General features: G+C 39.6%; 28 protein-coding genes and 1 other RNA gene. 6 read left to right on the top strand and 23 right to left on the bottom strand.

Annotated features, from left to right (window positions below):
* Positions 1-65 precede the first annotated feature (65 nt).
* The 9 genes from ACW0TQ_RS04985 to ACW0TQ_RS05025 form a co-directional block, all read right to left on the bottom strand.
* Entirely contained in the window at positions 66-269 is a 204-nt protein-coding gene (locus ACW0TQ_RS04985; protein WP_042534067.1) for a DUF6501 family protein, read from the bottom strand.
* Between the two features lie 42 nt (positions 270-311).
* Complete coding sequence (gene msrB, locus ACW0TQ_RS04990) at positions 312-1,271, bottom strand: peptide-methionine (R)-S-oxide reductase MsrB (protein ID WP_256704707.1); 960 nt, start codon at positions 1,269-1,271, stop codon at positions 312-314.
* A gap of 122 nt (positions 1,272-1,393) precedes the next feature.
* Positions 1,394-1,906, bottom strand: a complete 513-nt coding sequence (gene vrrA, locus ACW0TQ_RS04995) for a VrrA/YqfQ family protein (protein WP_212928186.1) — start codon at positions 1,904-1,906, stop codon at positions 1,394-1,396.
* 274 nt (positions 1,907-2,180) lie between these two features.
* Positions 2,181-2,405, bottom strand: a complete 225-nt coding sequence (locus tag ACW0TQ_RS05000; protein ID WP_289585151.1) for a YozE family protein — start codon at positions 2,403-2,405, stop codon at positions 2,181-2,183.
* A 12-nt stretch (positions 2,406-2,417) separates the two neighbouring features.
* On the bottom strand, positions 2,418-3,173 hold the full coding sequence (tatC, locus tag ACW0TQ_RS05005) for a twin-arginine translocase subunit TatC (protein ID WP_042534071.1): 756 nt from the start codon (positions 3,171-3,173) through the stop codon (positions 2,418-2,420).
* Positions 3,174-3,244: 71 nt separating this feature from the next.
* On the bottom strand, positions 3,245-3,415 hold the full coding sequence (tatA, locus tag ACW0TQ_RS05010; RefSeq protein WP_040982187.1) for a twin-arginine translocase TatA/TatE family subunit: 171 nt from the start codon (positions 3,413-3,415) through the stop codon (positions 3,245-3,247).
* 35 nt (positions 3,416-3,450) lie between these two features.
* A complete protein-coding gene (gene tatA / locus ACW0TQ_RS05015) occupies positions 3,451-3,654 on the bottom strand; it encodes a twin-arginine translocase TatA/TatE family subunit (protein WP_042534073.1) in 204 nt (67 codons plus the stop codon).
* 86 nt (positions 3,655-3,740) lie between these two features.
* Positions 3,741-4,232 carry a dihydrofolate reductase gene (locus ACW0TQ_RS05020; RefSeq protein WP_193062167.1) on the bottom strand — a complete coding sequence of 164 codons (492 nt, stop codon included), beginning with the start codon at positions 4,230-4,232 and terminating at the stop codon, positions 3,741-3,743.
* Positions 4,233-4,268: 36 nt separating this feature from the next.
* Positions 4,269-5,222: a thymidylate synthase gene (locus tag ACW0TQ_RS05025; protein WP_289585152.1), complete on the bottom strand. Its 954-nt coding sequence runs from the start codon at positions 5,220-5,222 to the stop codon at positions 4,269-4,271.
* 439 nt (positions 5,223-5,661) lie between these two features.
* Between ACW0TQ_RS05025 and ACW0TQ_RS05030 the strand changes: the two genes are divergently transcribed.
* The 4 genes from ACW0TQ_RS05030 (at position 5,662) to ACW0TQ_RS05045 (ending at position 8,666) form a co-directional block, all read left to right on the top strand.
* Positions 5,662-5,862 carry a cold-shock protein gene (locus ACW0TQ_RS05030; protein WP_042534079.1) on the top strand — a complete coding sequence of 67 codons (201 nt, stop codon included), beginning with the start codon at positions 5,662-5,664 and terminating at the stop codon, positions 5,860-5,862.
* 487 nt (positions 5,863-6,349) lie between these two features.
* The gene (locus tag ACW0TQ_RS05035; protein WP_455725399.1) at positions 6,350-6,460 is read left to right on the top strand and encodes a cytochrome c oxidase subunit 2A; all 111 of its coding nucleotides are present in this window, start codon (positions 6,350-6,352) and stop codon (positions 6,458-6,460) included.
* A gap of 18 nt (positions 6,461-6,478) precedes the next feature.
* Entirely contained in the window at positions 6,479-7,012 is a 534-nt protein-coding gene (locus ACW0TQ_RS05040) for a cupredoxin domain-containing protein (protein WP_212928184.1), read from the top strand.
* Positions 6,993-8,666 carry a b(o/a)3-type cytochrome-c oxidase subunit 1 gene (locus ACW0TQ_RS05045; protein WP_379542575.1) on the top strand — a complete coding sequence of 558 codons (1,674 nt, stop codon included), beginning with the start codon at positions 6,993-6,995 and terminating at the stop codon, positions 8,664-8,666. The genes ACW0TQ_RS05040 and ACW0TQ_RS05045 overlap by 20 nt, the downstream gene beginning before the upstream one ends.
* A gap of 241 nt (positions 8,667-8,907) precedes the next feature.
* Here ACW0TQ_RS05045 and ACW0TQ_RS05050 read toward each other — a convergent pair whose 3' ends face one another.
* The 6 genes from ACW0TQ_RS05050 to ACW0TQ_RS05075 form a co-directional block, all read right to left on the bottom strand.
* Positions 8,908-10,038 carry a THUMP domain-containing class I SAM-dependent RNA methyltransferase gene (locus ACW0TQ_RS05050; RefSeq protein WP_193062171.1) on the bottom strand — a complete coding sequence of 377 codons (1,131 nt, stop codon included), beginning with the start codon at positions 10,036-10,038 and terminating at the stop codon, positions 8,908-8,910.
* A 121-nt stretch (positions 10,039-10,159) separates the two neighbouring features.
* An RNA gene (gene rnpB, locus ACW0TQ_RS05055) (RNase P RNA component class B) lies at positions 10,160-10,545 on the bottom strand.
* Positions 10,546-10,602: 57 nt separating this feature from the next.
* Positions 10,603-10,917, bottom strand: coding sequence for a cell division regulator GpsB (gene gpsB, locus ACW0TQ_RS05060; RefSeq protein WP_042534087.1), 315 nt, complete (start codon positions 10,915-10,917; stop codon positions 10,603-10,605).
* A gap of 212 nt (positions 10,918-11,129) precedes the next feature.
* The gene (locus ACW0TQ_RS05065) at positions 11,130-11,522 is read right to left on the bottom strand and encodes a cytidine deaminase (RefSeq protein WP_042534089.1); all 393 of its coding nucleotides are present in this window, start codon (positions 11,520-11,522) and stop codon (positions 11,130-11,132) included.
* Between the two features lie 34 nt (positions 11,523-11,556).
* Positions 11,557-11,919: a DUF1798 family protein gene (locus ACW0TQ_RS05070; protein WP_042534091.1), complete on the bottom strand. Its 363-nt coding sequence runs from the start codon at positions 11,917-11,919 to the stop codon at positions 11,557-11,559.
* Between the two features lie 117 nt (positions 11,920-12,036).
* Positions 12,037-12,252 (bottom strand): hypothetical protein, encoded by a 216-nt coding sequence (locus tag ACW0TQ_RS05075; RefSeq protein ID WP_042534092.1) that lies wholly within the window; start codon positions 12,250-12,252, stop codon positions 12,037-12,039.
* Positions 12,253-12,967: 715 nt separating this feature from the next.
* Between ACW0TQ_RS05075 and recU the strand changes: the two genes are divergently transcribed.
* Together recU and ACW0TQ_RS05085 are read left to right on the top strand one after the other, a co-directional pair.
* A complete protein-coding gene (recU, locus tag ACW0TQ_RS05080) occupies positions 12,968-13,546 on the top strand; it encodes a Holliday junction resolvase RecU (protein ID WP_193062172.1) in 579 nt (192 codons plus the stop codon).
* Positions 13,547-13,563: 17 nt separating this feature from the next.
* Positions 13,564-16,521 (top strand): transglycosylase domain-containing protein, encoded by a 2,958-nt coding sequence (locus tag ACW0TQ_RS05085; protein ID WP_455725400.1) that lies wholly within the window; start codon positions 13,564-13,566, stop codon positions 16,519-16,521.
* A 62-nt stretch (positions 16,522-16,583) separates the two neighbouring features.
* On the opposite strand, the gene nth is transcribed toward ACW0TQ_RS05085, so the two are convergent.
* From nth to bshA, 8 genes are all read right to left on the bottom strand, one after another.
* Positions 16,584-17,237, bottom strand: a complete 654-nt coding sequence (nth, locus tag ACW0TQ_RS05090) for an endonuclease III (protein WP_042534096.1) — start codon at positions 17,235-17,237, stop codon at positions 16,584-16,586.
* Between the two features lie 4 nt (positions 17,238-17,241).
* Positions 17,242-17,934 carry a DnaD domain protein gene (locus tag ACW0TQ_RS05095; protein WP_455725401.1) on the bottom strand — a complete coding sequence of 231 codons (693 nt, stop codon included), beginning with the start codon at positions 17,932-17,934 and terminating at the stop codon, positions 17,242-17,244.
* Between the two features lie 161 nt (positions 17,935-18,095).
* On the bottom strand, positions 18,096-19,388 hold the full coding sequence (gene asnS, locus ACW0TQ_RS05100; RefSeq protein WP_042534100.1) for an asparagine--tRNA ligase: 1,293 nt from the start codon (positions 19,386-19,388) through the stop codon (positions 18,096-18,098).
* Positions 19,389-19,486: 98 nt separating this feature from the next.
* Positions 19,487-20,002, bottom strand: coding sequence for a hypothetical protein (locus ACW0TQ_RS05105; protein ID WP_042534101.1), 516 nt, complete (start codon positions 20,000-20,002; stop codon positions 19,487-19,489).
* A 141-nt stretch (positions 20,003-20,143) separates the two neighbouring features.
* Positions 20,144-22,948 (bottom strand): ATP-dependent DNA helicase DinG, encoded by a 2,805-nt coding sequence (dinG, locus tag ACW0TQ_RS05110; RefSeq protein WP_455725402.1) that lies wholly within the window; start codon positions 22,946-22,948, stop codon positions 20,144-20,146.
* 31 nt (positions 22,949-22,979) lie between these two features.
* Complete coding sequence (locus tag ACW0TQ_RS05115) at positions 22,980-23,960, bottom strand: biotin--[acetyl-CoA-carboxylase] ligase (RefSeq protein WP_256704714.1); 981 nt, start codon at positions 23,958-23,960, stop codon at positions 22,980-22,982.
* The gene (locus ACW0TQ_RS05120) at positions 23,936-25,123 is read right to left on the bottom strand and encodes a CCA tRNA nucleotidyltransferase (RefSeq protein ID WP_042534106.1); all 1,188 of its coding nucleotides are present in this window, start codon (positions 25,121-25,123) and stop codon (positions 23,936-23,938) included. The genes ACW0TQ_RS05115 and ACW0TQ_RS05120 overlap by 25 nt, the downstream gene beginning before the upstream one ends.
* A 4-nt stretch (positions 25,124-25,127) precedes the next feature.
* On the bottom strand, positions 25,128-26,264 hold the full coding sequence (gene bshA / locus ACW0TQ_RS05125; RefSeq protein WP_455725403.1) for an N-acetyl-alpha-D-glucosaminyl L-malate synthase BshA: 1,137 nt from the start codon (positions 26,262-26,264) through the stop codon (positions 25,128-25,130).

Here is a 26,264-nt window from a genome sequence, read left to right on the forward strand (position 1 = left end):
CTTTATGTAAGCATGAGATAAGACTTTCTCCAAAGCAGAAGGCTTATCTCATGCTATTTTTTGCTTTATTTTTCTTCAAAGTAATCTTTTCTGAATCCTGCTATCCGATCGCTATTGTCAATAATAAAGTAAAACTCTTCTGTTTCATTTTTTACATCATACACCTTCCCCGGTGTAAGCTTACGGTCAACGATAAATTTCTTGGCATTAGCATGTACACATGTGATTTGTTTAATAGTTTCGCTGTTCTCCCAGTCTTTATGAATCATTCTTTTGTTCCCCTTCTCTTGTTTACATAATAATATTATAATCTATTTGAATAGATATAAAAAGTTTCCATACCCTTCTTCTTCCATTTTGTCCTTTGGAATAAAACGCATTGCAGCAGAGTTCATACAATAGCGTAATCCTCCCGCTTCTTTTGGTCCATCTTCAAAAACATGTCCCAAATGCGAATCAGATTGTTTACTGCGTACTTCGGTACGGATCATACCATGAGAAGTATCCGTCACATCTGTAACCTGCTGCGGGTCAACTGGCTTGGTGAAGCTTGGCCAGCCACAGCCGGCATCGTATTGATCTTTTGATGAAAAAAGAACCTTGCCGGAAATAATATCGACGTAAATACCTTCTTCTTTATTATCCCAATATTCATTGTCAAACGGACGCTCTGTCCCATTTTCCTGCGTGACATGGTATTGCAGCGGTGTCAACTTTTCTTGTAATTCTTCTGCAGAAGGCTTATTTTGCCAATTCTCTTTGATAAATCCTTCTCGTCCAGATCCTTTTTTATACATTCTATAATGAAAAGAGCGTTTCTTATAATAATCCTGATGCTCTTCCTCCGCTTCATAAAATGGTTTAGCCGGAAGAATCGGCGTAACAATATCTTTTTTAAATTTTCCGCTTTGCTGCAGCAATTCTTTGGAATGCTCCGCTATTTCTTTCTGTTCTTCATCGTGATAGAAAATAGCTGTTTGATAGGATTCACCACGATCATTAAATTGGCCGTCTGCGTCAGTCGGGTCAATTTGCTGCCAAAATGTTTCTACAAGCTCTTCATATGGCATAATGCTTGGGTCATATTCTATTTGAACCGCTTCAACATGTCCTGTTGTATTGGAGCAAACCTGCTCATAGGTTGGATTTTCTACGTGACCGCCAGTATATCCGGAACGAATGCTGATTACCCCGGGACGTTCATCAAACGGCTCTACCATACACCAAAAACATCCTCCTGCAAAAGTGGCGAGTTCTTTTTGTTGTGACATACTTTTTTTCCTCCAATCGCTATTTTCCTTCTTTTCTATACTCTCCCCCTATTTTTCCTTTTTTATAAAAAAAAATCAAGCAGAAGGCTTATTTTAATCATAATTTCAGCCTTCTGCTTGACTTAAACATATAATCTCGGTGTAGAAACACCCTTTTCTCTATTTTGTACAGGTTCTTCTTTGATTTTTGCCGTCTGCTCCGGCTGCTTATTGATTTCTGCTGTTTGATTTGGACGTTCTGGAGGAATACGCTCTTCCTCTGATATTTCCTCACTGTCTTCCTTGCTGAATGTTTTAAAAGCCTTCATCATCCTGTACATCGAAGGGAGATTCTTAATCATCGGTCCATACTCTTGCACTAAGGGTGCTGTTGATTGTACAACACCCAGAACCTGCTGTACCCCTCCCAACGTTTTAGAAAGCGTAGAAACGCCTCCTGATTGAGCCAGGCTTTGCGTGACACCTCCGCCTCCCGACCCGGACAATAAACTTGCTAATCCTCTTGATTCGCCTTTTGTATTTACAGCTCCGTTTGTGTTTCTTATTTCTCTCGGGATTCCCCTCAAATCATGGCGTCCATTACGAAAAGGGGGCTGCGGCGAACGAGGCATTTGATTTCTGCGTGGAAAAACCATCACTATCCACCCCTTATCCATCCATATTTACTCTTTTTTGTGTTCTGCTATAGAATATGCGGAAGCCATATAACTGTGTAGACATTCCCCCGTATTCATGCAATCATTTCCCGGGAAACCGCAGGAATCACCAATTAAACAGCTGGGAAGCCAAAAGAATGTCGAAATCATCCGATATTCGTCAAAAAGTCATTAATCAAACGTTTGTTTAACTTCTTACTTTAAGCTTTTGCGATGAACTAATATGATTTCTCCATGAAAAAAGCAGCCTGTTTCAGCTGCTGTGTTTCCATTCATATTCCGACCAAAGTGCATCAAACGCTGCCAATGCACCAGGAAATGGACTATTCCATTCAAGGTATTCGCTGATTTCATCATACGTTTCAGCGTATTTCGGGAAATGATGATCGTAGAATGCCCAATCTGCTAGTTGAGAATAATCATCCTGCTCCAATTTCCCGCGATGTGTTAATAAGAATTGATAAAAAGATTGACGCATAGTTCCCCTCCCCTATTCATTCATAAAGGCTTCATGTTGTGCTTGTTTCTTTCGATATACCATCTTACATAATTGGATACTCAGTTCATAAATAACGATTAACGGTATTGCTACAACAATCTGCAGAAAAAAATCAGGCGGTGTTATCAATACCCCGACAACAATTAAAATAAAATAAGCATATTTACGGTTTTTCACCATAAATGCCGGAGTTAATATCCCCAGGCTTGTCAGGAACATGGTTACCACCGGAAGCTCAAATAAAAAGGCGAATGGCAGTGTTATTTTTAATAAAAATCCAAAATAGCGATCCACGGTAAACATAATATTAAACATATCATCATTCAAAGATAATAAAAATGGAAAAATCAATTTAATAAATACCACATAACCAAAGACAAGCCCCAGTACAAATAAAATTAATGATCCCGGTATGTACCCTAAGGATACTCGCTTTTCTTTTGCGGTTAAAGCGGGACTGACAAATGCCCAAAGCTGATATACGATAACAGGTATCGTTGCGGCAAAGGCAAGTAATCCTGCGATGGAAAAATAGATCCAAATAATCTCAGCTGGGCTGATGACTGTCAGCTGCATATCAATATCATCTACAAAAAACTGATAAATGCTTTTCACATTAATAAAACCGACAATAAAAAACAATAAGAATATAATCGCTGTAACAATTAAACGATTTCGGAGTTCTGTCAAATGTCCTCCAACGTTCATTTCTTTTTCTCCAGGTATCTGCTCTTCTGGTTCAGACATAGTTCACCCCACCTTTTTAACTGATGACACAAAAGAGATGCAAGGAATAATCCCTACACCTCTGCATTTGATTATTGTTTCTTTTTAGGATTGTCATTTAAAATATCCTGACTTGCATTTTTAAACTCTTTTAATGTTGTTCCAAGCGCTCTTCCGATTTCAGGAAGTTTATTTGGACCAAAGACAATTAAAGCAGCAATAATGATTAAAATTAAACCGGGAAATCCGATATTTGAAAATATGTTCATTATCCTTCACTCCGTATATGAGACTAAACTCATTTTTCTTCTTTCACAATCGACTTAACCTCTTTTGTCTCATCTGTGATATCCTGCGTTAAATCACGTGTAGAACTTTTAAATTCCTTCAGCGTTTGTCCGGCAGCCTTCCCTATTTGCGGAAGCTTATTAGGTCCAAAGATAATAAGGGCTAATATCACGATTAATATAAGTCCTGGAACGCCTATACTTGCAATACCCATCATTGACACCCTCTTTATTCATATTGTGTCCTCTAATAGAACATAATCTCTTTCCATCATAGCATGTTTAGAAATCGTTAGACAAGTTAATTTTTGCGGTCGTACTGCAGAAAATAATAGTCATACGGATTTTTCTCATTTTTTATGCCTTTTTCCTTTTCCGTCAGCTCCCACGCCGCTTCATCAAAATCCGGCGCAAATGTATCGCCGGGGAATTCTTCGTCAATCCGTGTAATATACATGCGGTCAGCGATAGGCAATGCCTGTTCATAAATCTCTCCGCCGCCGATGATGAAATATTCTTTCTCTGGGTGTGCTTCGTTCCAGCGCTCTACATCAGATAAGTCATGAATAATTTCTACCCCGTCGAGTGCAAAATCTTTATTTCTGGTCAGCACAACATTACGCCGCTTCGGAAGAGGCCCGTTCATCGATTCTAATGTTTTTCTTCCCATAATAATCGTATTTCCTGTTGTCTTCTCTTTAAAAAATTTTAAGTCCTGCGGCAAATGCCAGGGCATCCCATTTTGATAGCCGATCACATTATTCCTGCTAGCGGCAAATAGTAATGAAATCATGCGTTAGCCTCCATTCAGTTGTGTATGCTTCATTATTTAAACGGCGATTGGCGCTTTAATGGCTGGGTGCGGGTGATAATTTTCGATTTCCAAATCCGTTATTTCAATATCAAAAATCGATTTTCCAGAGGCATTTATCTTTAATGCCGGCATCTCCCGGATATCTCTTTCTAACTGCTGGTTGACCTGTTCTATATGATTGGAATAGATATGTGCGTCTCCAAAGGTATGAACAAACTCGCCCGCTTCTAACCCGCATTCATGTGCAATTAAATGCGTTAACAGTGCATAGCTGGCAATATTGAACGGAACACCGATAAACACATCTGCACTGCGCTGATAGAGCTGACAGGATAATTTTCCATCCGCTACATAAAACTGAAACAGCGTATGACATGGAGGCAGGGCCATCGTCGGAATATCCTCCGGGTTCCAAGCAGATACAATGTGGCGTCTGGAGTTTGGGTTGTTTTTAATTGCTTCAATGGTTTCTTTTAATTGATCGATGGATTCTCCTTTAGATGTTTTCCAATCTCTCCACTGTTTCCCATAGACAGAACCCAAATCGCCATACGTCTGAGCGAAGGTATCATCCTGGAGTATTTTCTCTTTGAACAGCTCCATTTGCTGGTCATATTCTTTTTTAAAGGCAGCGTCCTCTTGGCTGCGTATCCCAAAGTTTGTCATATCCGGGCCTGTATACTCCGCGCTTTTAATCCATTTCTCAAAAGCCCATTCGTTCCAGATATTATTATTATGTTCCAGTAAATAACGGATGTTTGAATCTCCTTTGATAAACCATAATAATTCAGTAGCAACCAATCGGAACGGAACTTTTTTTGTAGTTAACAACGGGAACCCCTTCTGTAAATCAAATCGGATTTGATGGCCAAAAACGGAATAAGTACCTGTGTTTGTCCGATCATCACGATTCTCTCCCGTAGCTAATATTTTACGGCATAAATCTAAGTAGCCTTGTTCTCCCTGCATTTATAATCCTCCTCTATATAATATGTCTCCTGAACTTAAAATATTTTAGCAAGAGCTTATATTGACTATATTATTTCATTTCCCTTTATCTATCCTCAGGTTTTTAAACAACCCTATTATAACAGAAATTCATGGCCTATATGTTTCTCAACTTTAAATTAATCCATTTAGAGAAAAGAAAATAAATCATATATATTCAAAACCTTTTGATTATTATAGAAAATGGTAAGGTTTTCTTGACTACGAAAAAAATTTAAGCTAATATGGGTACAAGCAAAGAAGATAGCACGGAATCATTAGAAAGTAAAGGCAGCTTCGATAGACAGAAGTGGATGATTATGATCCCGTTCTTCTATCGAAGGCTGCCTTTTTCATATTTCGTTCTTCTGCTTTGTAATCACACGCGTTTTACGTGGAAGTATTTAGGAGGAAATTTAACATGGAAAACGGAGTAGTAAAATGGTTTAATGCAGAAAAAGGTTACGGGTTTATTCAATTAGAGGAAGGGAATGATATTTTCGTACATTATTCTGCTATCCAAGAAGAAGGCTTTAAAACATTAGAAGAAGGACAAGAAGTTGTCTTCGATGTAGTGGAAGGCGAACGCGGTCCACAAGCGGCAAACGTTGAGAAAAAATAAAAACTATTATAGATGCAAGCAGGATCCTTGAGAGGGGTTCTGCTTTTTTTATTGGTAATCAAGAATGATTCCTTCAGGTAAGGTCTCACCTCTGCTGCGGATGCCATCGAAGTGAATAATCGAATTGCCTTGCCTGCTTTTGCAGGAAACATAGAAAATCTCATTGCTTTAAACAAACCAGTCCAACCCTCCGTCCCCTTTTTATATCATGCATGATGCAATGCTTCCCTCATAAGGAGATAGGCAAAAACCCTATAAAATGGACCATACTTTTTGAATCCGTACTATTACATTTTGTCAATGATTTTCTTTATTTGTTCACCAAAAAGACATAAACTTTTCTAACCAAAAAGTTTGTAAAATAGTCAAATCACCTTATTTGTGAATAAGTGAACGAATTGTGAAAAGTGCGATTTGATAACGTACACAAGACTTATTTTCGATATGATAGTCATATAGGCAAGAAGTTACAAAAGGGGTGAATCACATGAAAAAACCTGAAACTAATTTAAAGGGTACATTTTTTTCCGTTATCACTATAGGGGTTGTTATTCTTATCAGCTGGTTTGCAGTATTTTTATTATTTTTATCGCGATAAAGAAGGAGGAGAAAGAAGATGCACTTACACAAATACGAGAAGATATGGCTTATCTTCGGCGGCGGAGCACTTGTATTATTTCTGCTGATACTTGGATTCGGGGCATTCTATTTAGGTACACATCCGCAAAGTCACGGTGTGACCATTGACCCTGAGAATGTAGAAGCAAACGAGGCTTTCGAGAGAGAAAACCTCGGACTGACACAAGTAGATGATGATAGATATATTGTTAATATTGTTGCGAGTACCTTCAGTTACGATTTAGGTGATGACGGGGAAGGTAACGCGGTATCTCACATTGAAATACCTAAAGGATCAACCGTTTTATTTCAGGCAGTTACAACCGATGTTATCCATGGATTAAATATCGCCGGCACCAACGTCAATATGATGGTGGAGCCCGGATATATCAGCAGCTTGGAAGTAGAGCTTAATCAAACGGGAGAATTTACATTAGTATGTAATGAATATTGTGGTGTAGGACACCATATGATGTTTGCGACAGTGGAGGTGGTCGACGATGAGTCTGGCAATGAAACAGCAGCCGAATGAAGAAATTAATGTAACACCCTTACCGATTACAAAACCGGAAGCGAAATTATATCTTTCCTTTATGTATGTTGCATTTATTTCCTTATTTATTGGAGGATTAATGGGGTTATTACAAGTATTGGTGCGTTCAGGCGATTTTGAACTTCCGCTTGGTATCGGCTATTATCAAATTCTTACTTTACACGGCGTTATCCTGGCATTAGTACTGACTACCTTCTTCATTATCGGCTTTCAATATTCCTTATTAGGTAAAACCGTCGGAATGTCCGATAAACAACGGAAGCTGGGCTGGCTGTCTTTTTGGACGATGACGATAGGAACAGCTTTAACAGGAACAGCCATTTTACTGGGAGAAGCAAATGTTCTATATACCTTCTATGCGCCATTAAAAGCACACCCTATCTTTTATATCGGGCTTGCGCTTGTGGTCGTTGGCTCTTGGATTGCGGCTTTTGTAAATTGGCATCAGGTCTATGTTTGGAAAAAAGCGCATCCAGGTCAGAAAACACCGCTGTTAGCATTTATGGTTACGATTAATATGATTATGTGGGTTATTTGTTCCATTGGTGTGGCAGTCGCAGTGCTGGTCCAATTTATCCCATGGTCATTAGGGTATGCAGAGACGATTAATGTTCTGTTAAGCCGGACATTATTCTGGTATTTTGGCCATCCGCTGGTTTATTTCTGGTTATTGCCTGCATATATGGCATGGTACGCGATTATACCAAAGATTATTGGCGGAAAAATATTCAGTGATTCGTTAGCAAGGCTTTCCTTTGTTTTATTCTTATTTTTCTCCATTCCTGTTGGTTTTCACCATCAGCTTACAGAGCCTGGAATTGATCCAACATGGAAGTTTATTCAGGTAGTTCTTACCTTTATGGTTATTGTACCAAGTTTAATGACTGCATTTTCAATGTTTGCTATGTTTGAAACTACAGGCAGAAAACAAGGTGCAACCGGACTGTTTGACTGGTTTAAAAAATTGCCTTGGAAGGACGTCCGTTTTGTAGCTCCGTTTGTCGGAATGCTTGCGTTTATCCCTGGCGGAGCAGGCGGTATTATTAACGCATCTCACCAATTGAATACGCTTGTTCATAATACGATTTGGGTAACAGGACACTTTCATTTAACGATTGCGACGACAGTACTCCTCACTTTCTTTGGGATTGCATACTGGTTAATACCGCATTTAACAGGCAGAAAGCTGACGCCAAAGATTCATAAGCTGGGAATTTATCAAACCATTATTTGGGCTGTCGGGATGCTTATTATGTCTGGGGCAATGCATATTCAAGGACTTTTAGGAGGACCAAGAAGATCCTCCTTCTCCGAATACGGCGGTACCGAGCAAGCGGCAGAATGGGTTGGTTATCAGACTGCACAGGCTGTTGGAGGCACCCTCTTGTTTATCGGTATTGTACTGATGGTATACATTTTTGTGGATTTAATCGCATTTGCTCCTAAAGGGGAAGAAGAATACCCTATTGCGGAAGAAGAAGAGGATGCACAGCCTACACCGCAATGGATGGAAAATTGGAAGCTGTGGATTGGAATCACAATTGCTTTGATATTATTTGCATATACGATTCCGATGATAGATATTATTCAAAATGCACCGCCAGGATCTCCTCCATTTGACGGTATTTTATAAGGGGAAGTAATTCAATAAATGATGAACAGAAAAATATATAAACATCTCGAAACTGATTTTAAGCATAAGCTGGACCGTGAGTTAACGGAAATTGAAAAAGAATTTTTTTAATAGATTGCAGAAAAGCACGTGTCTGAACAAGACAAAAAGAATTCATTTGAAAAATAATAAAAAACGGCAGCAGGTAATCGTTTTTCCATGATTACCTGCTGCCGTCTTTAATGCATGATTACGAGGGGTTCTAATCCTCTTTCTGCCCGAAATATTGATAATAATTCGTCTGGATAAAACCATTAAACAGCTTACGTTTCTTTGTGGCTGGTTTTCCAAATACTTTTTCAAATTGCTCATACGCCGTAATAATGTATGCGCTCCAGGATGGATGATGACGCATGATAGTCCCCAGATCCTGATACATCTTCTCTACTTCTTCCCTATCGCTTAAACGTTCTCCGTATGGCGGGTTCGTGATTAAATACCCGTCCTTTTGCTTGATTGTAAGATCGCTGACCTGCATCTGCTTCCACTCAATCAAATCACCAAGCCCTGCTTCCAGCGCATTTGCCTGTGCTGTTTCAATCAGCTGATGGCTGATATCCGAACCAGTGATAAATAAAGGCTGGTCATAGTTCGCTACCTCTTCTGCTTCTCCAAAAGCCGCATCCCAATGCTTCTGTTTTACAAAACTCCATTCCTCTGAAGCAAATTCACGATTAAATCCGGGTGCAATGTTTTGGCCGATGAGTGCAGCCTCGATTAAAATCGTTCCAGAGCCGCAGAATGGGTCGGTTAAAGGCTGGTCAGGCTTCCAGTTGGTTAATTGAACAAGCGCTGCTGCAAGTGTCTCTTTTAAAGGAGCTTCCCCTTGCCCGACACGGTATCCTCGCTTGTGTAAGCCTGTCCCGGAAGTATCAATCGTCAGTGTTGCTTCATCCTTTAATAGAGCAATTTCTGTTTTGTAGAGCGCTCCGGATTCCTCCAGCTTATTTATGAGTCCATATTTTAATTTCATTCGTTCTACAATTGCTTTTTTCACAATAGCTTGGCAATCTGGCACACTGTATAGCGTCGATTTGACAGATTTGCCTGATACAGGTATCTGCCCTGTTTCATCAATATAACTTTCCCAGGGAAGCGCCTTAGTCTGTTCAAATAATTCATCAAATGTCTTGGCCTGAAATTTGCCGACAAGAATTTTTACGCGGTCAGCGGTTCTTAACCATAAATTACATCTTGGGATAGCGGAAATTGGCGCATCAAAGATAACTTTTCCGTTTTCTACTGTGGCTTCATATCCAAGATCTCTTACTTCTTTTGCAACAATTGATTCAAGTCCCATCGCTGCTGTAGCAATTAAAGTTACTTGTTTCATTTTTAAATATTCCTCTCGGTCATTAGTCATTATTAGTAGGTTTATCATTAAAAGAAAAAAAGATTCTATTTCATTTAATTGGAAATAGAATCTGTTTGTTCATCAGCACGACCTTTAAATGTCCGGTAAGCCATGTTCTGTTCCATTGTACTGCAAACGGTGGTCAAGCCTTGTACGCCGGTTGTAATCATCTATCTACAGCTGTTGCTGTCCCTTGTTCGGTTCCATTCCCTACTAAAGGATGCCCCTACCATTATTTGGGTTGCTCACTCGCGGGGTTTACCTCGTTCCACCTGGTATGTTTCCAAACCAGCTACGTCACTGTGGCACTTTCAAGAGAGCTGACATATCACAAAAAGTGACTTAGTACAGCTCGTCTGCCGTTAGTTTATTAAAAACTACCTTGACTTATGATTTCATCAAGCGCGAACACTACAGGCATCGCAGCCTGTGTGAGCATGGACTTTCCTCTACATCCAAAAATGGACATAGCGATTACATAGACATTTAAGCAGCCTAAAACAGTTTAGCAAAGTTCTTTAAAAAAATCAATCATCTCTTCAGTTATTCTTCTGAATCAGCGTATCTTTTTCCAAATACAGCTTTTTCAAGGTTGGATAAGCGTTTTAACACGTCATAATTAACCTGTGAGCTTTGCTGTGTAGAACGTGCTCTAGGTGTTTCTGCTGCTGGACGATTGCTTTTCAATTTTTCGATCTCTTCGTTTAGACGATCAATTTCCTGTTTGAAATTATCATAATCCTGAATAATGATATCTAAAAATTCATCTACTTCTTCCTGAGAATACCCTCTGATTCCTGTTTTAAAATCTTTTTCTAAAATTTTCTTTCCATTAAGTTGAACGCGATCAATACTCATTACCAAATCACCTCTGAAATATACTATTACTTATCATTTTTCATCATGTGTTTTTATTTTAACATTATTCTATATTTATTAAAGCTATTATAACATAAAAAAGGAAACTGAATATCAGTCTCCTTCTAAAATTTATAAATCTCTCCAATATTTCCATTAAAAAAAAGGTTATCATTGCCGGTTTGACGCTTTCTGATAAACGCAAAGGCTTTTTAATCCATATCTTCCTTTTGGAATGAAAAAGGTAATAATTGATCTGTAGTTAGCGTCTGTACATCTTTGTTTAAATTAGTTAAGTGGATGGTCATATCAGGAGCAAAAAATTCACTCATCACCTGCCTGCACGTCCCGCATGGAGGCACTGGACGTTTTGTATCTGCTGCAACAGCCATCTCTGTAAATTCTGTCTCTCCGTCCGAAATAGCTTTAAAAATAGCAACCCGTTCTGCACAGCAGGTAGATGGATAGGCAGCATTTTCGATATTGCATCCCGTATAGATTTTCCCTGAGCTTGTTAACAGTGCGGCACCTACCGGAAATTCGGAATAGGGTACATACGCTCTAGCTCTGATTTGAATTGCTTCTTCGAGTAATTTTTCTTTCATGTGAATGTTCCTCCTGACGCTTTCGCATCTCTCTTTATTTATCTTCTTCTTCCAAGGTATCCAGCAGTAAATCAAAAACATATCGAATGGATGTATATAATTCCATATATCTTTTTCTTCTGACATCCAAATAATAACTATGCATTAACAATAATTCCATATTCTCCCTTGTTGATTGAACTTGATTTGGGTGAACGGATGCTTTTCTTTCTTTTACAGCGGCTGAAGCATCTCTCTCCCAGCTTTCTAATAAATCATAGATAGGAGCTGTTTCTGCTTTTACCATATTAAAAAATGAACGGTCTTTTCGGTCACTGGGAGCTTCGCTTTTCTCAAACCTCTCCCGAAGTGTTTCTAAATGGTGATTTAACTTCTCTGTTTGTTCGCTGAGTTTCATTTTAAATAGTCATCCTTCAATTTCAAACTGCATGCTTTTATATAAAATCGTTAAATAAATTTTATCATATAATAGATAGAAAAGTCATGAACAACACATAAAATCACCTGTAAATGATTATAATAGCTGTTTTAGTCTTTGAAATTCCAGTTCGGTTTGTTTTAAACTATTTGTTTTTGTTTGAAATTGCACCCATACTTCACTATCTACTTTTGCTTTTAACTTAAAATGAATTAATGCAAGCTGTTCCTGAATTTGTTCTATTTGTGCTTCCATATCCTTTTTGCTGTATCCTTTATTTTCTTCGGGAAGGGCAGATTTTGAAAGTAACATATTTTATTCTCCTCCTATATATTTAAAAATAAAATCGTTCGTTTCTAAAAGTGGATGCGCTACTTATTCCACGTGAGAAGGGAAACCTCCTTCCCATTCGACAAAACTAGAATAATCAAAACAAAACTAGTGCAAAACTGTAATGATTTGCACAAAATTAGACAAGCTATATATTGAAGCCTTATGCTGCTGGAGGTTTCATCAACTCTTCCTTCAAGAGGAATACAGTAAATAAACGAAAGCAGCTATTTACAAGGAAAAAGGAGGTTAATATTCATGAAACCGTCAAAAGGACAGCAAAAAACGAATGCAAATAACAAAAAGAATAACAATGAGAAAACAAGAGATAAAAAAATAGCAGGTCCTGACCGTCCTTCCACTTAAGTTAAAAAGTATTTTCAGCAAATAACCTAATTTTATTTTGCGGGTGCACCCTGCCCGCGAAATATAATTAGGTTATTTTTTAAGCTTCAACCCTTATGAATAGATGCATTTTTGCGTAGACTATGTAAGGCTGAGGCAAAGGAAAGTACATGATTTGATTTCTCCATATTTTGTCCATATCTTTTCAGATTTCGCACGCTATAATTCGTTTCCTTCTTGAATTTATATTATAATATATGGTGTACTGGTTTTATATGTATCCTGCCCGAAACAGTAATGTTTCAATATTGCTGTTTTTCATTTAGGATAGAGTGTTAGGAGGCTTGGCAAAATGAATTATCCAAATGGTCAGCGGAAACCACTAACCATAAAACCAAAGCAAACAAGTTTTAGCAGGAGAGGAATGACGCTTGAAGAAGAAATAAATGAAACCACTGATTTTTATCGAATACAAGGACAGGCAGTTATTCATAAAAAACCGACACCCGTGCAAATTGTAAATGTCCATTATCCAAGACGGAGTGCTGCAGTAATTACCGAAGCATACTTTAAACAAGCATCAACTACTGATTACAACGGCATTTATAAAGGAAAGTATATTGATTTTGAGGCAAAGGAAACGAAAAATAAAACATCCTTTCCGCTTGCCAATATCCATGAACATCAAGTTCATCACATGCAGCAAGTAATAAAGCACGGTGGAATCAGCTTTATTATTTTACGGTTTAGAGCTTATGAAGAAACTTATCTATTCGATGCAAAAGATTTATTTGTTTGCTGGCAGGAGCAATTTGATGGTGGTAAGAAATCAATTTCTTATAATCATGTAAAACAATTGGGACACCCTGTCCCCTTTCATTACCAGAAAAAAGTTGATTTTTTATCTGTTGTTGATAAGCTCTACCTATAGATATGGAGGTATAAAAAATGGCAGATCAAACGAGCCAAACAAGAGCTGCTAGAAGAAAGCAGCAAGGAAAGAAAACAAAGAAGAAAAAGAAACAGCCGATTTGGAAAAAAATCATTAAAATTACTTTGTTATTATTATTGATTTTATTCTTAAGCGGCACTGCTGTCGGTGCCTATTGGATTGCAACCGCACCGGATATTGATGAAGAGCAGTTAACCGTTCCTTTTGCTTCAACCCTTTACGATAAAAATGGCGATCAATTTGCCAATTTAAGTTCAGATGAAAAAAGGCAGGAAGTAAGATTTGAAGAACTGCCGGATTTACTTATCGATGCTGTCACAGCTACAGAGGATGTCCGCTTTTTTGACCATAACGGAATCGATGTCAGACGTATCGGCGGAGCGATTCGCGGGAACTTTACCGGCGGATTTGGCTCTCAAGGTGCAAGTACCATTACACAGCAGGTAGTAGAACGTGCATTTTTAAGTAATGAAAAGAAAATAAGCATTAAAGTCCAGGAAATGTGGATGGCAATGAAGCTGGAAAGACAATATAGCAAAGAAGAAATCATGGAAATGTACTTAAACAGTATTTTTTACGGCAGTCATTCCTATGGTGTTGCTCAGGCAGCAGAAACCTATTTTGGAAAAGAGGATTTAAATGATCTTACTTTGCCGGAAGCTGCTATTTTAGCTGGTTTGCCGCAGCGGCCGACAGCCTATAACCCATTTGAAAATCCGGAATTGACGGAAGAACGAATGAACACCGTATTAAATTTAATGGTGCGCCATGGCAAGATTACAGAAGCAGAGGCAGATGAGGCAAGAAGTGTCGATGTTACTTCTCTATTAACAGAAGATCGTCCTGATCCGACACCATACGATGCATTTATTGATCAGGTTCGTCAAGAAATCGACGAAAAACTAGACGATGTAGAGCTTGATGCGGATGGGTTGAAAGTATATACAACGCTTGATCCCGATGCACAGCCATATGTTGAAAGCCTGCTTGATGAGGAAGAATCGTCAATCAGTTACCCTGATAATACACAGGGAGCCATGGTTGTATTAGATACACAATCCGGTGCTATCCAAGCAATCGGCGGCAGTCTGAATAACGAAGGCGGTTTTAATTATGCTACAAGAGGTACAACACAGGCTGGTTCCACTGCAAAACCGATTATGTCTTATGGACCGGCGATTGAATATAATCAAATGTCAACGTACCATCAGTTAGATGATGAAGGCCCTTATGAAATTGAAGGTTCGAATCCAATAAGGAATGCCACTAGAACCTATAACGGCTGGGTAACTGCGAGATATGCACTGCAGCAATCGTTAAATGTCCCAGCAGTAAAACTGATGGAAGAAGTCGGTCCTGAAAATTCTAAGGAATTTGCTGAAAATCTGGGCTTTGAATTTGATTCAGATTACCTTGATCTCCGTGAAGCAATTGGCGGGACAGAAACAGAAGTTACCCCGATGCAAATGGCAGGAGCATATAGCGCATTCGGGAATGAAGGTAATTACACAGAGCCGTACGCTGTAACCAAAGTAGAATTCTCAGATGGCCGGGAAATTGATTTAACACCGGAGTCTGAACAAGTGATGGAAGATTATACAGCTTATATGGTAACCGATATGCTTAAATCTGTGGTCAGCTCTGGTACTGGTACAAATGCAGCAGTGCCTGGACTGGACGTTGCCGGTAAGACCGGAACAACGACAATGGATGGCCAAGAAGGAAGCCGGGACGCCTGGTTTGTCGGCTATACAACAAACTATACAATCGCAGCGTGGACTGGCGGTTATGATTCAGAAGGCGGCGGCCGTGTACCGCTTCAGGATACTACCCTGTCTCAGCAAATATTCAGACAGACAATGAGTCATTTATCAGAAGGAATCGATACGCCTGACTTTACCCGTCCTGACTCCGTCGTTGAGTTAGCCATCGAAAAAGGAACCAATCCGGCTGCCTTGGCAAGTGACAGTACACCAAGTGATAGCAAAGTGACTGAGTTATTTGTCAAGGGCACGGAACCGAGTCAGGTTTCTGAACGCTATGAAGAGCTGGACGCCGTAAGCGGGCTGTCTGGAAGCTATAATGAAGACAATAATTCCATTGAAGTCTCTTGGGATTATGATACTGATTCGGAAGAAGATGTTAATTTCGACGTAAGTGCCAGCATTGATGGCGGCAGTATGCAGTCCCTCTCTTCTACCAGTGACACATCTATGGAAATTTCGGATGTGGAAGAAGGCGCAGAGTATACGATACAGGTTATAGCCGAAAGAGGCTCATTAAGCAGTGATCCAGCTACAACAACTGTTCAAGTACCTGGCGGCGAGGATGACGAAGAAGAGGAAGAAGACGAAGAAATACCAGGAGTGAGCGGTCTTTCCGCTGAATATGACGGAAATGAAACCATTAATGTTTCATGGGGCTATGATGGCCCATCCGCTAACTTTGAAGTAAGCGTAAATGGAGATACTGAAAATGTAGGCTCAAATAGTATCAACGTAAGCGGAGTTACCCCAGGCGACTACAATATTTCCGTCACGCCAATAAGTGAAGAAAACAGCGATCTCCGCGGCCCTTCTTCATCTACAAGCGTGACTGTGCCTGAAGCAGAAGAGGAAGAAGACGAAGAAGAAACGGAAGAGGAAGAGCCTCCAGAAGATGAGAACGAGGAAGAATCGGAATCTGATTCTGGCTCCGAATCCGATTCCGATTCGGGCTCTGACTCTGAATCGGATTCATCCGAAGATACGAACACAGATGATAATGATTCAAATAATGGGAATGAAGAAGAAAATAATGATTCCTCCGATAATGGTGACAGCAACGGGGATTCAGATAATCAGGAAGCGCCGCAGGAAGAAAGCAATTCCGATGAGGAAAGCACGGATGACCCTGCGCCTCAGAACGAATCAGACAACAACAATGGCAATGATGAAGAAAACACAGAGGAATAAAAAAATAATCCCGGTCCTTTTTGATGGGCCGGGATTATTTTTTATTGTTTTTTCTAAGGAGCTCATACCTCTATTTTCTTCATCCGCTTTTTTCCCTCTCTGCAGAGATACAATAATGGACACTCGGGACAATTGGGATTCCTGGCTTTACAATGATAGCGCCCAAAGAAAATCATCCGATGATGTGTGACACTCCATTCATCTCTTGGGACCTTGCGCATCAGTGTGTTTTCTACTTCTACAACACTGTCCTTCCATCTGCAGATACCTAAGCGCTTGGATACCCGTTCCACATGGGTATCCACGGCAATTGACGGTTCATTAAAAGCAACAGAAGCAACGACATTTGCTGTTTTTCTGCCGACACCGGCAAGTTTAACCAATTCGTCTTTCGTTTTCGGGACTTCCCCATTATAATTATCAATTAATGTCCGGCAAAGCTTTTGGATATTTTTTGCCTTGGACCGGTATAAACCAATAGAACGTATATCATTTTCCACTTCTTCTAATGGCACCGCAAGATAATCCTCCGGTGTTTTATATTTTTGGAACAAATCTGCTGTTACCTTGTTAACCAATTTATCTGTACATTGTGCAGAAAGCAAAACAGCAATAACTAACTCAAAGGGATTAGAATGCACAAGCTCCCCCTCTGCATCTGGAAACATTTCTGCCATGGCATCTAAACATTCTCTAATTTGTGTATTATTCAGCATAAACTCAATCTCCTTCCAGCCAATTATAATAAAAGGATGTATCTCTTTTAGGACGTGTATTGGTTTGATGATTATTATCTGATTTGCCCTGATGAAATTGCTGACTTGATTTTCTGGCGTCCTGTACTGTGTGGATCCCTTTTTTCTTCCATTCTCTTAAAATACGGTCAATGTATTTGAAATTTAATTTGCTCATAAGTACCGATTCACGCAGCCCTGCTTTTATTAATGATGGTTCTATTCCGTCCTCATCCAGCCAGCTGTTAATAGTTTCTATTTCAAATGGCGACAAAGGTCTTCCAAATTCCTGTTCAAATAAAATAAAGATATTCCCTATGTTTTCTTCATCACGATTAACTACAGCGATATCTTCCTCATATAATTTTTCCATTAATGGTTCTAGAGAATATGATTCACTGATAGGCGTCTGCTCAGAATCATTTTTTTCAATAGACAGAAACCCTTTCTGTACTAATTTTCGCAGCATACGGGCCGCCTCTTCTTCTGAAAAACTCCCTGATTGGGCCAATTCAAAAGGGGTTGGAAAATGGTTTCCTTCATCAGCAAAACGGGTAATCTGTATGAGTAAAATAAGTTCTGTTTCATTTAGACCTAATTCGTAATAAGTTGTCAGCAATTTTTTGGATACAGTCATTTGATCTTGGATAATTTCTTGGTAATTTATTTTTTTATTCATTCTAGCACCTCAGATAACAGTATAGCATTTTTTCATAATGAAGATAGGAAAAACCCCTCGCTTACGAGCAAGGGATTTATGGATAATCATAACGTAATCCAGGGATTGCGTATTTGTAAAACAGAGGTTCCAACGCCTCTGATATGACACTTAAAGCTTTTTTAAGGGTATAAACGATTCAGCAGTCTTGGGAATGGAATCGTTTCGCGAACATGTTCTACTCCGGATAACCAGGCTACCGTTCTTTCCAGGCCTAAGCCGAATCCGCTGTGCGGAACACTGCCATATTTGCGAAGTTCCAAGTACCATGCATACGCTGGTCCAGTAAGTCCATGCTCTTCATAACGGCGCTCCATTAATTCCAGGTCATCAATACGTTGTGATCCGCCGATAATCTCTCCATAGCCTTCCGGAGCAATCAAGTCAGCACATAGCACAACATCGGAACGTTCCGGGTCCGGCTTCATATAGAAAGCCTTGATGTCTTTCGGGTAATTTGTAATGAAAACAGGCTTATCATAGCTTTCGGCAATTGCTGTTTCATGCGGCGCACCGAAATCTTCTCCCCATTCGATGTCATCGAAGCCTTTTTCCTTTAAGAATTCTACTGCATCATCATAGCTGATACGCGGGAATGGAGCTGTGATTTTCTCGAGTTTAGATGTATCTCTTTCTAATATTTTCAGTTCTAAATTACAGTTCGCTAACACAGACTGTACAATGAAGCTGACATAGTTTTCCTGTACCTGCAAGCTGTCTTCGTGGTCCATAAATGCCATTTCTGGTTCAATCATCCAAAATTCAATCAAATGCCTTCTTGTTTTTGACTTTTCTGCGCGGAACGTCGGCCCAAATGAAAATACTTTCCCTAATGCCATTGCCGCTGCTTCCATATAAAGCTGTCCGCTTTGAGATAAATAGGCTTCTTCATCGAAATATTTCGTATGGAAAAGCTCGGTTGTACCTTCAGCAGAGGAACCGGTTAAAATAGGCGGGTCCACCTTTACAAAACCGTTCGTATTAAAGAATTCATAGGTAGCCCGGATAATCTCGTTGCGAATCTTCATAACGGCGTGCTGCTTTTTAGAACGAAGCCATAAATGACGATGATCCATCAGGAATTCCGTGCCATGATTTTTTGGCGTAATCGGGTAATCTGTTGCTTCATGAATAACCTCCAGATGACTTACCTGCATTTCATAGCCGAAATCAGAGCGCGTATCTTCTACAATCTTTCCGGTAACATATAAAGATGTCTCTTGCGTCAGATTTTTAGCATCTGAGAATACTTCCTCCGAAACATCACTTTTCACAACCACACCTTGCATAAATCCGGTACCATCACGAAGCTGTAAGAAAGCAATTTTGCCGCTTGATCGTTTATTTGCCAGCCAGCCGCCAATGGTTACCTCCTCGTTTACGTGTTTCGGTGCTTCTTGAATTGTTATCTTCATCTTAAAATCCTCCAACTTGTTATTAAACGTTTCTTATTTGTTGTGTCTTTCTGCTAAAAAAGATGATTCTTTTACTGTTTTCCGGCAGCTTCATCCGCTTATGGGAACATTTTATCGTACGTGTATCTTTCTTCCAGACTCTGTCCATCAATCGAATAATAATCCATGACAAACCGATTATCTTTATCATGATACGTAATTTCCCACAGAGCCTGACCATCTTCATAGGCAGGGCTGATATCTGCAAAGCGGCATGTATCACAGCTGGATGACCAGGCATCTATGATAGCCTCTTCACTCATCATATCCTCCGTATCAATCGCAATTAATTCACGTTCCTCCCCTTCTAACGGGAGAAAAACAAGACGCTCCTCATTGTCTTCATTACTCGCATAAAATACGTGGTAATTATTTTCCCCATAGTAGCCCTGTATCGAATGAACATTTTGATAAGAGGTCTGCGATTCTATTTGATTTTTCGTGTTATCAAATCCTGCTGTCCGGCTATCGTTGATTATTTGATATAAATAAATGCTGTAGCCTATTCCGATAAGCAAGAGGACTGTGATTATAATCAATGTCCATAATACCCATCTATTTTTTGATTCCCTCATGTCATTCCATCCGTTTCTTCTAAGATTATCTTTCATCATTTACTATACCTAGATGTGCGGTTTCTGTAAACAAATACCGTTAAAAAATAACTTTGCATCAGCGGGGAGGAAATATTCCCGCTGATGAGCAGCTGTTCTTATTTATTGATGAAACCATTCTTCGGCATTACTTATCAAATGCCGTGTTGCTTCATAATGAACAGGTACGGAGGGGATGGATTCCAAAAAGTATTTCCCGTATTTAGCTGTTTTAATCCGTCCATCGCAAATAAATACAATTCCTCTGTCTTCTGAGGAACGGATTAACCGCCCAAAACCTTGTTTAAATTTAATAACTGCCTGTGGCAAGGACAGGTTCATAAACGGATTTTTTCCTTCTTCTTTCATCTGATGCGACTTCGCTTCAAAAACAGGATGGTTTGGCGGCTGAAAAGGCAGCCTTGCCATTACAAGCGCCGATAAATCCTCTCCTGGTATATCTACGCCCTCCCAGAAAGAGCTTGTTCCAAGCAGGATTGCCTGATTATAGGATTGAAAATTTTTCTTTAACCTGCTTCGGCTTCCGCTTGTCACTCCCTGGGCAATAATGACGTATTGCTGCTCTGTCATCATTTCCTTTAACAAATCATTTGCCTTTTTCAGCATGTCATAGGAGGTAAACAAGACAAGCATTCTGCCTGAAGTAATCTCTGCCAGCGACAAGATTGCTTCACATACAGCATAAACAAAATCATCAATGTTTCCATATTTAATATCTGGAAAATCAGTTGGAATCAACAATTGCACCTGTTTATCATACTGAAACGGGGAAGCAATTTGCTCTGTTAATAAATCTTGCTCAGCTACACCTAATCTTTCTTTTATAAATGTAAAGGAGCTTCCCATTGTTAATGTCGCACTGGTGAAGATGATACTCTCTTTTTGGGAGAAAAATTCTTCAGCCAGTATCGGCGCGATATCCGCCGGCTCACTGTAAAGGAATACACTATGATGCTTTCCTTTTAAATCTACTTCAGCCCATTTAATCAATGCTACCTCATTTTGTTCCTGGAACATCACTTTTAAATCTTCTATATATTTTACTAACGCATCCTGCATTTGACCGATATCTTCCAGAAATTGTTTTTCATCTCCATTGTCCACGGAATATGCATCCATTAATTGAGATAAAACTTCCAACAGCCTCTGAAAATGCATACGCAATCGTGCCGCCATATCCTGAGCAAGCTGCCAGGAATCCTGCTGATAGGTTTCCGGCTTGATACGATATTGGACTCTTCCCAAATCACTGGTTGCTTTATCGTTCTTCTGCTGTGACCTGACAAAGCGCTCAATCAGATGAAAAAGTTCGTCAATATCATACTTCGCTTCTCTGATAGCTGTATTCCATTTATGAGCTAATGCTTCTCTTTGTCCTATATCAGAAGCTTTCAGAACGGAACTGAATTGTTTATCCTCATCAGCTGTCCCTAAATAATTACATGTAAATTGCATTTGTATGTAATCCAATTTTAGCCCGTAATGATGGGATGCTGTTTCTTCAAAATGATGCGCCTCATCGATAATGGCCTTTTGATAGCTTGGTAAAAAAGCATAGTCATTAAACATATCCGTACAAAGCAAGGCGTGATTCGTAATGACAACATCAGCTTTTTGTGCCCTTCGTCTGGCCAGCTGATAATAGGAATGGTGAAACCAGGGCGATTTTGGGTTCATTGTTTTCTCTACATCAGCAGAAACCTTCTGAAAGAAAATATAGCCCCCTGCCGGCAGTTGAATCTCATCAATATCCCCTGTTTCTGTCTCCGTGATCCATACAAGTAATATCGCTTTTGTCAGGACAAAATCATAATTATCCTTTGGACCGTAATCAAGCTCATAAAGAAACTTTTCTAAATTTAAGTAATGATTTTTTCCTTTCATTAAAGCCACTTTAAAAGGGCTTGTGATAATTTTCCTTAATAAAGGAATTTCTTCTTCCAGCAGCTGGCTCTGCAATTGAGTTGTATACGTGCTGATGACGAGGCGTTCACGTTGGTTAACAGCCTGGTAAACAGCTGGCAATAAATAAGCTAAAGATTTTCCTGTGCCGGTGCCCGCTTCGATAAACGCATGTTTTTTTGCAGAAAAGGCATCATAAATCGTCTCTGACATTTGCCGCTGCCCTTTCCTTGGCTCATAGGAAGAAAAGGCTCTCGAAAGCGATCCCTGCTCTTCATAAACGGCATCTAAGTATTCTCCGAACGATATGTCTATCTGCGCATCAGATTTCATCTCTTTTTCAGACATACGAAAAGCAAGACCCTGATAATGCTTTATTTGTTTATCCGGATGCTCTCGGAATGCTATTTCTTCCAGGCGGTTATCCAGGATAGCCGCTAAGTCGGATTGCAGTTTTTCTTCGAGATTTTTTAGTTTAAATAACGTTTCATATGGGAGATGATCTAATTTCTCTTTTAACTTCATAAATAGCTTTGCCGTTACATACGCATCTGATAAAGCACGGTGCGGATCGTCATGATGCAGCTCGAAATGCGCAGCCAGATGACTCAATTTATAACTGGATATACTCGGGAATAATATTCTCGACAGCTCCACTGTGTCCAGAACCTGATTTTTTAATTCGGGATAACCGTTCGACGTTAATTCCATATTGAGAAAGCCGACATCAAAGGCGGCATTATGTGCAACAATATAACTGTCCTTTAAAATCCGGGTGATTTCTTCCGCTTCATCGCTAAATAACGGGGCGTCCTTTACTTCTCCATCATGAATCCCTGTCAGATGAGAAATAAATGGAGGGATAGGCTGATTCGGATTTAATAAGGTCGTCTTTGTTTCTTTAATTTCATCATTTTCAATCGCAACCATGCCTATCTCAATTATTTTTCCCGACTTTGACGGAGAATTTCCGGTCGTTTCCAGGTCAATCACAACATATCGCAACAGATCACCTCCAATCTAATTTTTATTTTTTCTAGCGGTCAAACCATGTGATTTCAGCAGAATAGAGCGTTACAGGACTGCCTTCCGCTGATTCCACAATCAGGGCTCCTTCGTCAGTAATCCCTAAAAATCGGCCGGTCCACTCTTCATGAAATGTTTTGATTTTAATATTTTTATCTATTTTAAAGGCATGTTCTTCCCATTCCGATTTAATAGCTTTAAAACCATAGTTTAAATACATCTCATATGTATTTTCAAAATGCTTTAATATTGTCTGAACGATTTTAATCTTATCCCAGCTGTTCCCGGACTCTCTTTTTAAGGAGGTTGCAATATCCCGAATGGAAGCATCCCAGCTCGCTTCATCCTGATTCACATTTAAGCCGATACCAATTAAAACATAATTGATTCGGTCTTGCTCTCCCTGCATTTCTGTTAAAATACCGCAGAGTTTTTTATCTCCGATCAATAAATCATTCGGCCATTTGATACCGATGGGTAATCCGGTCAGCTGATGGAGTGCTTTTCTTAAAGCAACTGCTGTTAACAGCGTCAGTTCGGAAGCTTTATTTGGTGGAATAGGCGGTCTGAGCAGGAGGGTCGCCCATAAACCTTCTTTATCCGAAAACCAATTCTTTTTCATTCTTCCTCTGCCTGCTGTCTGTTCCTCTGCAATGATGATCGTGCCATCCGGAGCATTGTCCCGTGCTGCTTCGTGTCCAATGATTTGAGTCGACGGTGTTGCCTCTTTATGAATAATATGATGCCCCATCCATTTTGTTTCCAAACCCCAGCGGATCGTATTACTGCTGACTTTATCCGGAAACGAAACAATCCGGTAGCCCTGACTTCTTTTCGCATCAATATGATAGCCATCACTTTCCAAATCCTTCATATGCTTCCAGATTGCATTCCGGGAAATGCCTAATTGTTCAGAGAGCGCTTGGCCAGAGATGTAGCTCATTTTATTTTCGGATAATAGTTTGATTAATCTTGAACGGGTAGATTCCATTGTATCCAGTCCTTTATTTTCGATTTTTCATTTGCCAGCTTGGAGGTAACAATTTGATATTCTATTGCATCTAATTGCTGCTTTATCCATTTACCTTTTGGACGTTCAGGAAACCATTTCATTAAATCATATCCATTCACGCAAAGCTCTTTTTTAGATAAAATAGGAAGCTTCTTCCGGATAGAATAAAATACTTCTATATCGATGATTTTCTTATCTGTCTGTTTTACTAAGTATATGAAAAAGTCCCACTGTTTCCTTGGCAGCTGATAGACAAACCAGGCATCTATTCCATTCTCTTTATAGCGATGATATGCATCTACAAGCGTGTTTGCTTGCTGCTTTAATTGATTGGAACATTTATAGGCCTTGGTACAGTCTGCTGCTGTGATAGACTCACTATTTAGCTCGACAAAGGCAAAAACAGGAGCAAGCGAAGCAACAGGTTCTATTTCCTTTAACAGCAGCGGAGTGTCTTTAAAAATAGGCAGGTGGTGATAGAGCTCTAATTCAAAAATATACTCCACTGCTTTGCTAAAATAAGCACCAGCACATAATTTTTCTAATTCAACGGTTAACCGTTCCACTGCTAATTTATCTATTAATGCTCTGCAGCTTTTCATAGCTTCTTTTGTATTAACTTCAATGGAAAACCCTAGTTGGCTGGAAAAACGCAGCGCACGGATAATGCGCAAAGCATCCTCTTTGAACCGGTCTGCTGCATCACCTACCGTCTGGATTCGTCTGCCGGCAATGTCCTCTCTTCCTCCAAAAGGGTCTAATACCTTGCCATTGGCATCCATGGCAATGGCATTCATGGTAAAATCTCTGCGTTTTAAGTCTTCTTTTATATCGCGGACAAAATGAACTTCATCCGGCCGGCGGTGATCTGTATAGGTCCCTTCTGTCCGGTAAGTAGTTACTTCAAAAGATTCCTGTTCATACCGGACAATCACAGTACCATGCTCGATTCCCACCGGGATGACCTTCGGGAAAATTGCTTGTATTTCCGAAGGGAAAGCTGATGATGCAATATCTACATCATGAATAGGACGGCCGATAATATAATCGCGTACACAGCCGCCGACGAAGTATGCTTCGTAATGATGCTCTTCTATGATGGAAATTATGTTTGCTGCCTTATGGAAAATAGATGGTAGCATGCTTCTAGCCTCTTTTCCCTTCTTCTAAAACCTTGTCGTATAAAGCTTCATATTGGTTAACAATCTTTGCGGATGCAAAATGATTCCGCACATGCTCGATAGCTGCTTCTGAAAATTGGTGTTGCTTCTCCGGATCTGATAAAAGCTCAATAGCGTATGATGCAGCCTGTTCGATATCTCCAAGCTCTACAATATACCCTGTTTTATCATGGGTCAATACTTCAGGAATACCGCCGACATTGGTTCCAATCCCAGCCACGCCGCAAGCCATCGCTTCTAATAATACTAGCCCGAAGCTCTCTTTTTCAGACATAAGCAGCATTACATCTGCCATTGCCAGTATATCACTGACATTATTTTGTTTCCCCAGAAAATGTACTTCTGTTTTCAGCCCTAATTCATTAACATGCTGAACCATATCTGAATATTCCGGGCCGTCACCAATTAATAATAATTTGGAAGGAATGCTTTCATTAACTATTTTAAAGGTATCTATGATATCTTGGACCCGTTTTACCTTCCGAAAGTTCGAGATATGAATCATAATTTTGTCAGAAGTATTTATCTGAAATTGGCTGCGCAGCTCCGCCCCTTTTTGGGGGTAGTATTCATTTTCATTAATAAAGTTATAAATTACATCCATTTCTTTCTGGATATCCAGCATGTCTACAGTTTGTTTACGCAAGCTTTCTGAAACAACGGTAACTGCATCGGATTGTTCGATACCATGACGGATAATAGGCTTTAACGTGTTATCTATGCCCAGTATAGTAATATCTGTTCCATGTAAGGTAGTGACAATTTTTACAGGGTGCTTCGCCATATCTCTTGCTAAAATACCGCAAATAGCATGCGGCATCGCATAATGAACATGAAGAATATCCAATTTTTCGCGGTCGATCACCTCTGCCATCTTGGCAGCTAAAGCTAAATCATAAGGCGGATATTGAAATACAGGGTAATGACTCATCTCTACCTGATGATAATACACATTCACATACACTTTTTCTAAACGAAAGGGCATACTGGAGGTGATAAAATGTATTTCATGACCCTTTTCCGCTAATTTCTTACCTAATTCTGTAGCGATTACTCCTGAACCGCCAATGGTTGGATAGCATGTAATTCCTATTTTCTTCAC

The organism is Oceanobacillus sp. M60 (genome assembly GCF_053839645.1).

Coding starts and splice junctions, on each gene's coding strand:
- ACW0TQ_RS04985 (WP_042534067.1), bottom strand. CDS start 269: ATGATTCATAAAGACTGGGAGAACAGCGAAACTATTAAACAAATCACA.
- msrB (WP_256704707.1), bottom strand. CDS start 1,271: ATGTCACAACAAAAAGAACTCGCCACTTTTGCAGGAGGATGTTTTTGG.
- vrrA (WP_212928186.1), bottom strand. CDS start 1,906: ATGGTTTTTCCACGCAGAAATCAAATGCCTCGTTCGCCGCAGCCCCCT.
- ACW0TQ_RS05000 (WP_289585151.1), bottom strand. CDS start 2,405: ATGCGTCAATCTTTTTATCAATTCTTATTAACACATCGCGGGAAATTG.
- tatC (WP_042534071.1), bottom strand. CDS start 3,173: ATGTCTGAACCAGAAGAGCAGATACCTGGAGAAAAAGAAATGAACGTT.
- tatA (WP_042534073.1), bottom strand. CDS start 3,654: ATGGGTATTGCAAGTATAGGCGTTCCAGGACTTATATTAATCGTGATA.
- ACW0TQ_RS05020 (WP_193062167.1), bottom strand. CDS start 4,232: ATGATTTCATTACTATTTGCCGCTAGCAGGAATAATGTGATCGGCTAT.
- ACW0TQ_RS05025 (WP_289585152.1), bottom strand. CDS start 5,222: ATGCAGGGAGAACAAGGCTACTTAGATTTATGCCGTAAAATATTAGCT.
- ACW0TQ_RS05030 (WP_042534079.1), top strand. CDS start 5,662: ATGGAAAACGGAGTAGTAAAATGGTTTAATGCAGAAAAAGGTTACGGG.
- ACW0TQ_RS05035 (WP_455725399.1), top strand. CDS start 6,350: ATGAAAAAACCTGAAACTAATTTAAAGGGTACATTTTTTTCCGTTATC.
- ACW0TQ_RS05040 (WP_212928184.1), top strand. CDS start 6,479: ATGCACTTACACAAATACGAGAAGATATGGCTTATCTTCGGCGGCGGA.
- ACW0TQ_RS05045 (WP_379542575.1), top strand. CDS start 6,993: ATGAAACAGCAGCCGAATGAAGAAATTAATGTAACACCCTTACCGATT.
- ACW0TQ_RS05050 (WP_193062171.1), bottom strand. CDS start 10,038: ATGAAACAAGTAACTTTAATTGCTACAGCAGCGATGGGACTTGAATCA.
- gpsB (WP_042534087.1), bottom strand. CDS start 10,917: ATGAGTATTGATCGCGTTCAACTTAATGGAAAGAAAATTTTAGAAAAA.
- ACW0TQ_RS05065 (WP_042534089.1), bottom strand. CDS start 11,522: ATGAAAGAAAAATTACTCGAAGAAGCAATTCAAATCAGAGCTAGAGCG.
- ACW0TQ_RS05070 (WP_042534091.1), bottom strand. CDS start 11,919: ATGAAACTCAGCGAACAAACAGAGAAGTTAAATCACCATTTAGAAACA.
- ACW0TQ_RS05075 (WP_042534092.1), bottom strand. CDS start 12,252: ATGTTACTTTCAAAATCTGCCCTTCCCGAAGAAAATAAAGGATACAGC.
- recU (WP_193062172.1), top strand. CDS start 12,968: ATGAATTATCCAAATGGTCAGCGGAAACCACTAACCATAAAACCAAAG.
- ACW0TQ_RS05085 (WP_455725400.1), top strand. CDS start 13,564: ATGGCAGATCAAACGAGCCAAACAAGAGCTGCTAGAAGAAAGCAGCAA.
- nth (WP_042534096.1), bottom strand. CDS start 17,237: ATGCTGAATAATACACAAATTAGAGAATGTTTAGATGCCATGGCAGAA.
- ACW0TQ_RS05095 (WP_455725401.1), bottom strand. CDS start 17,934: ATGAATAAAAAAATAAATTACCAAGAAATTATCCAAGATCAAATGACT.
- asnS (WP_042534100.1), bottom strand. CDS start 19,388: ATGAAGATAACAATTCAAGAAGCACCGAAACACGTAAACGAGGAGGTA.
- ACW0TQ_RS05105 (WP_042534101.1), bottom strand. CDS start 20,002: ATGAGGGAATCAAAAAATAGATGGGTATTATGGACATTGATTATAATC.
- ACW0TQ_RS05115 (WP_256704714.1), bottom strand. CDS start 23,960: ATGGAATCTACCCGTTCAAGATTAATCAAACTATTATCCGAAAATAAA.
- ACW0TQ_RS05120 (WP_042534106.1), bottom strand. CDS start 25,123: ATGCTACCATCTATTTTCCATAAGGCAGCAAACATAATTTCCATCATA.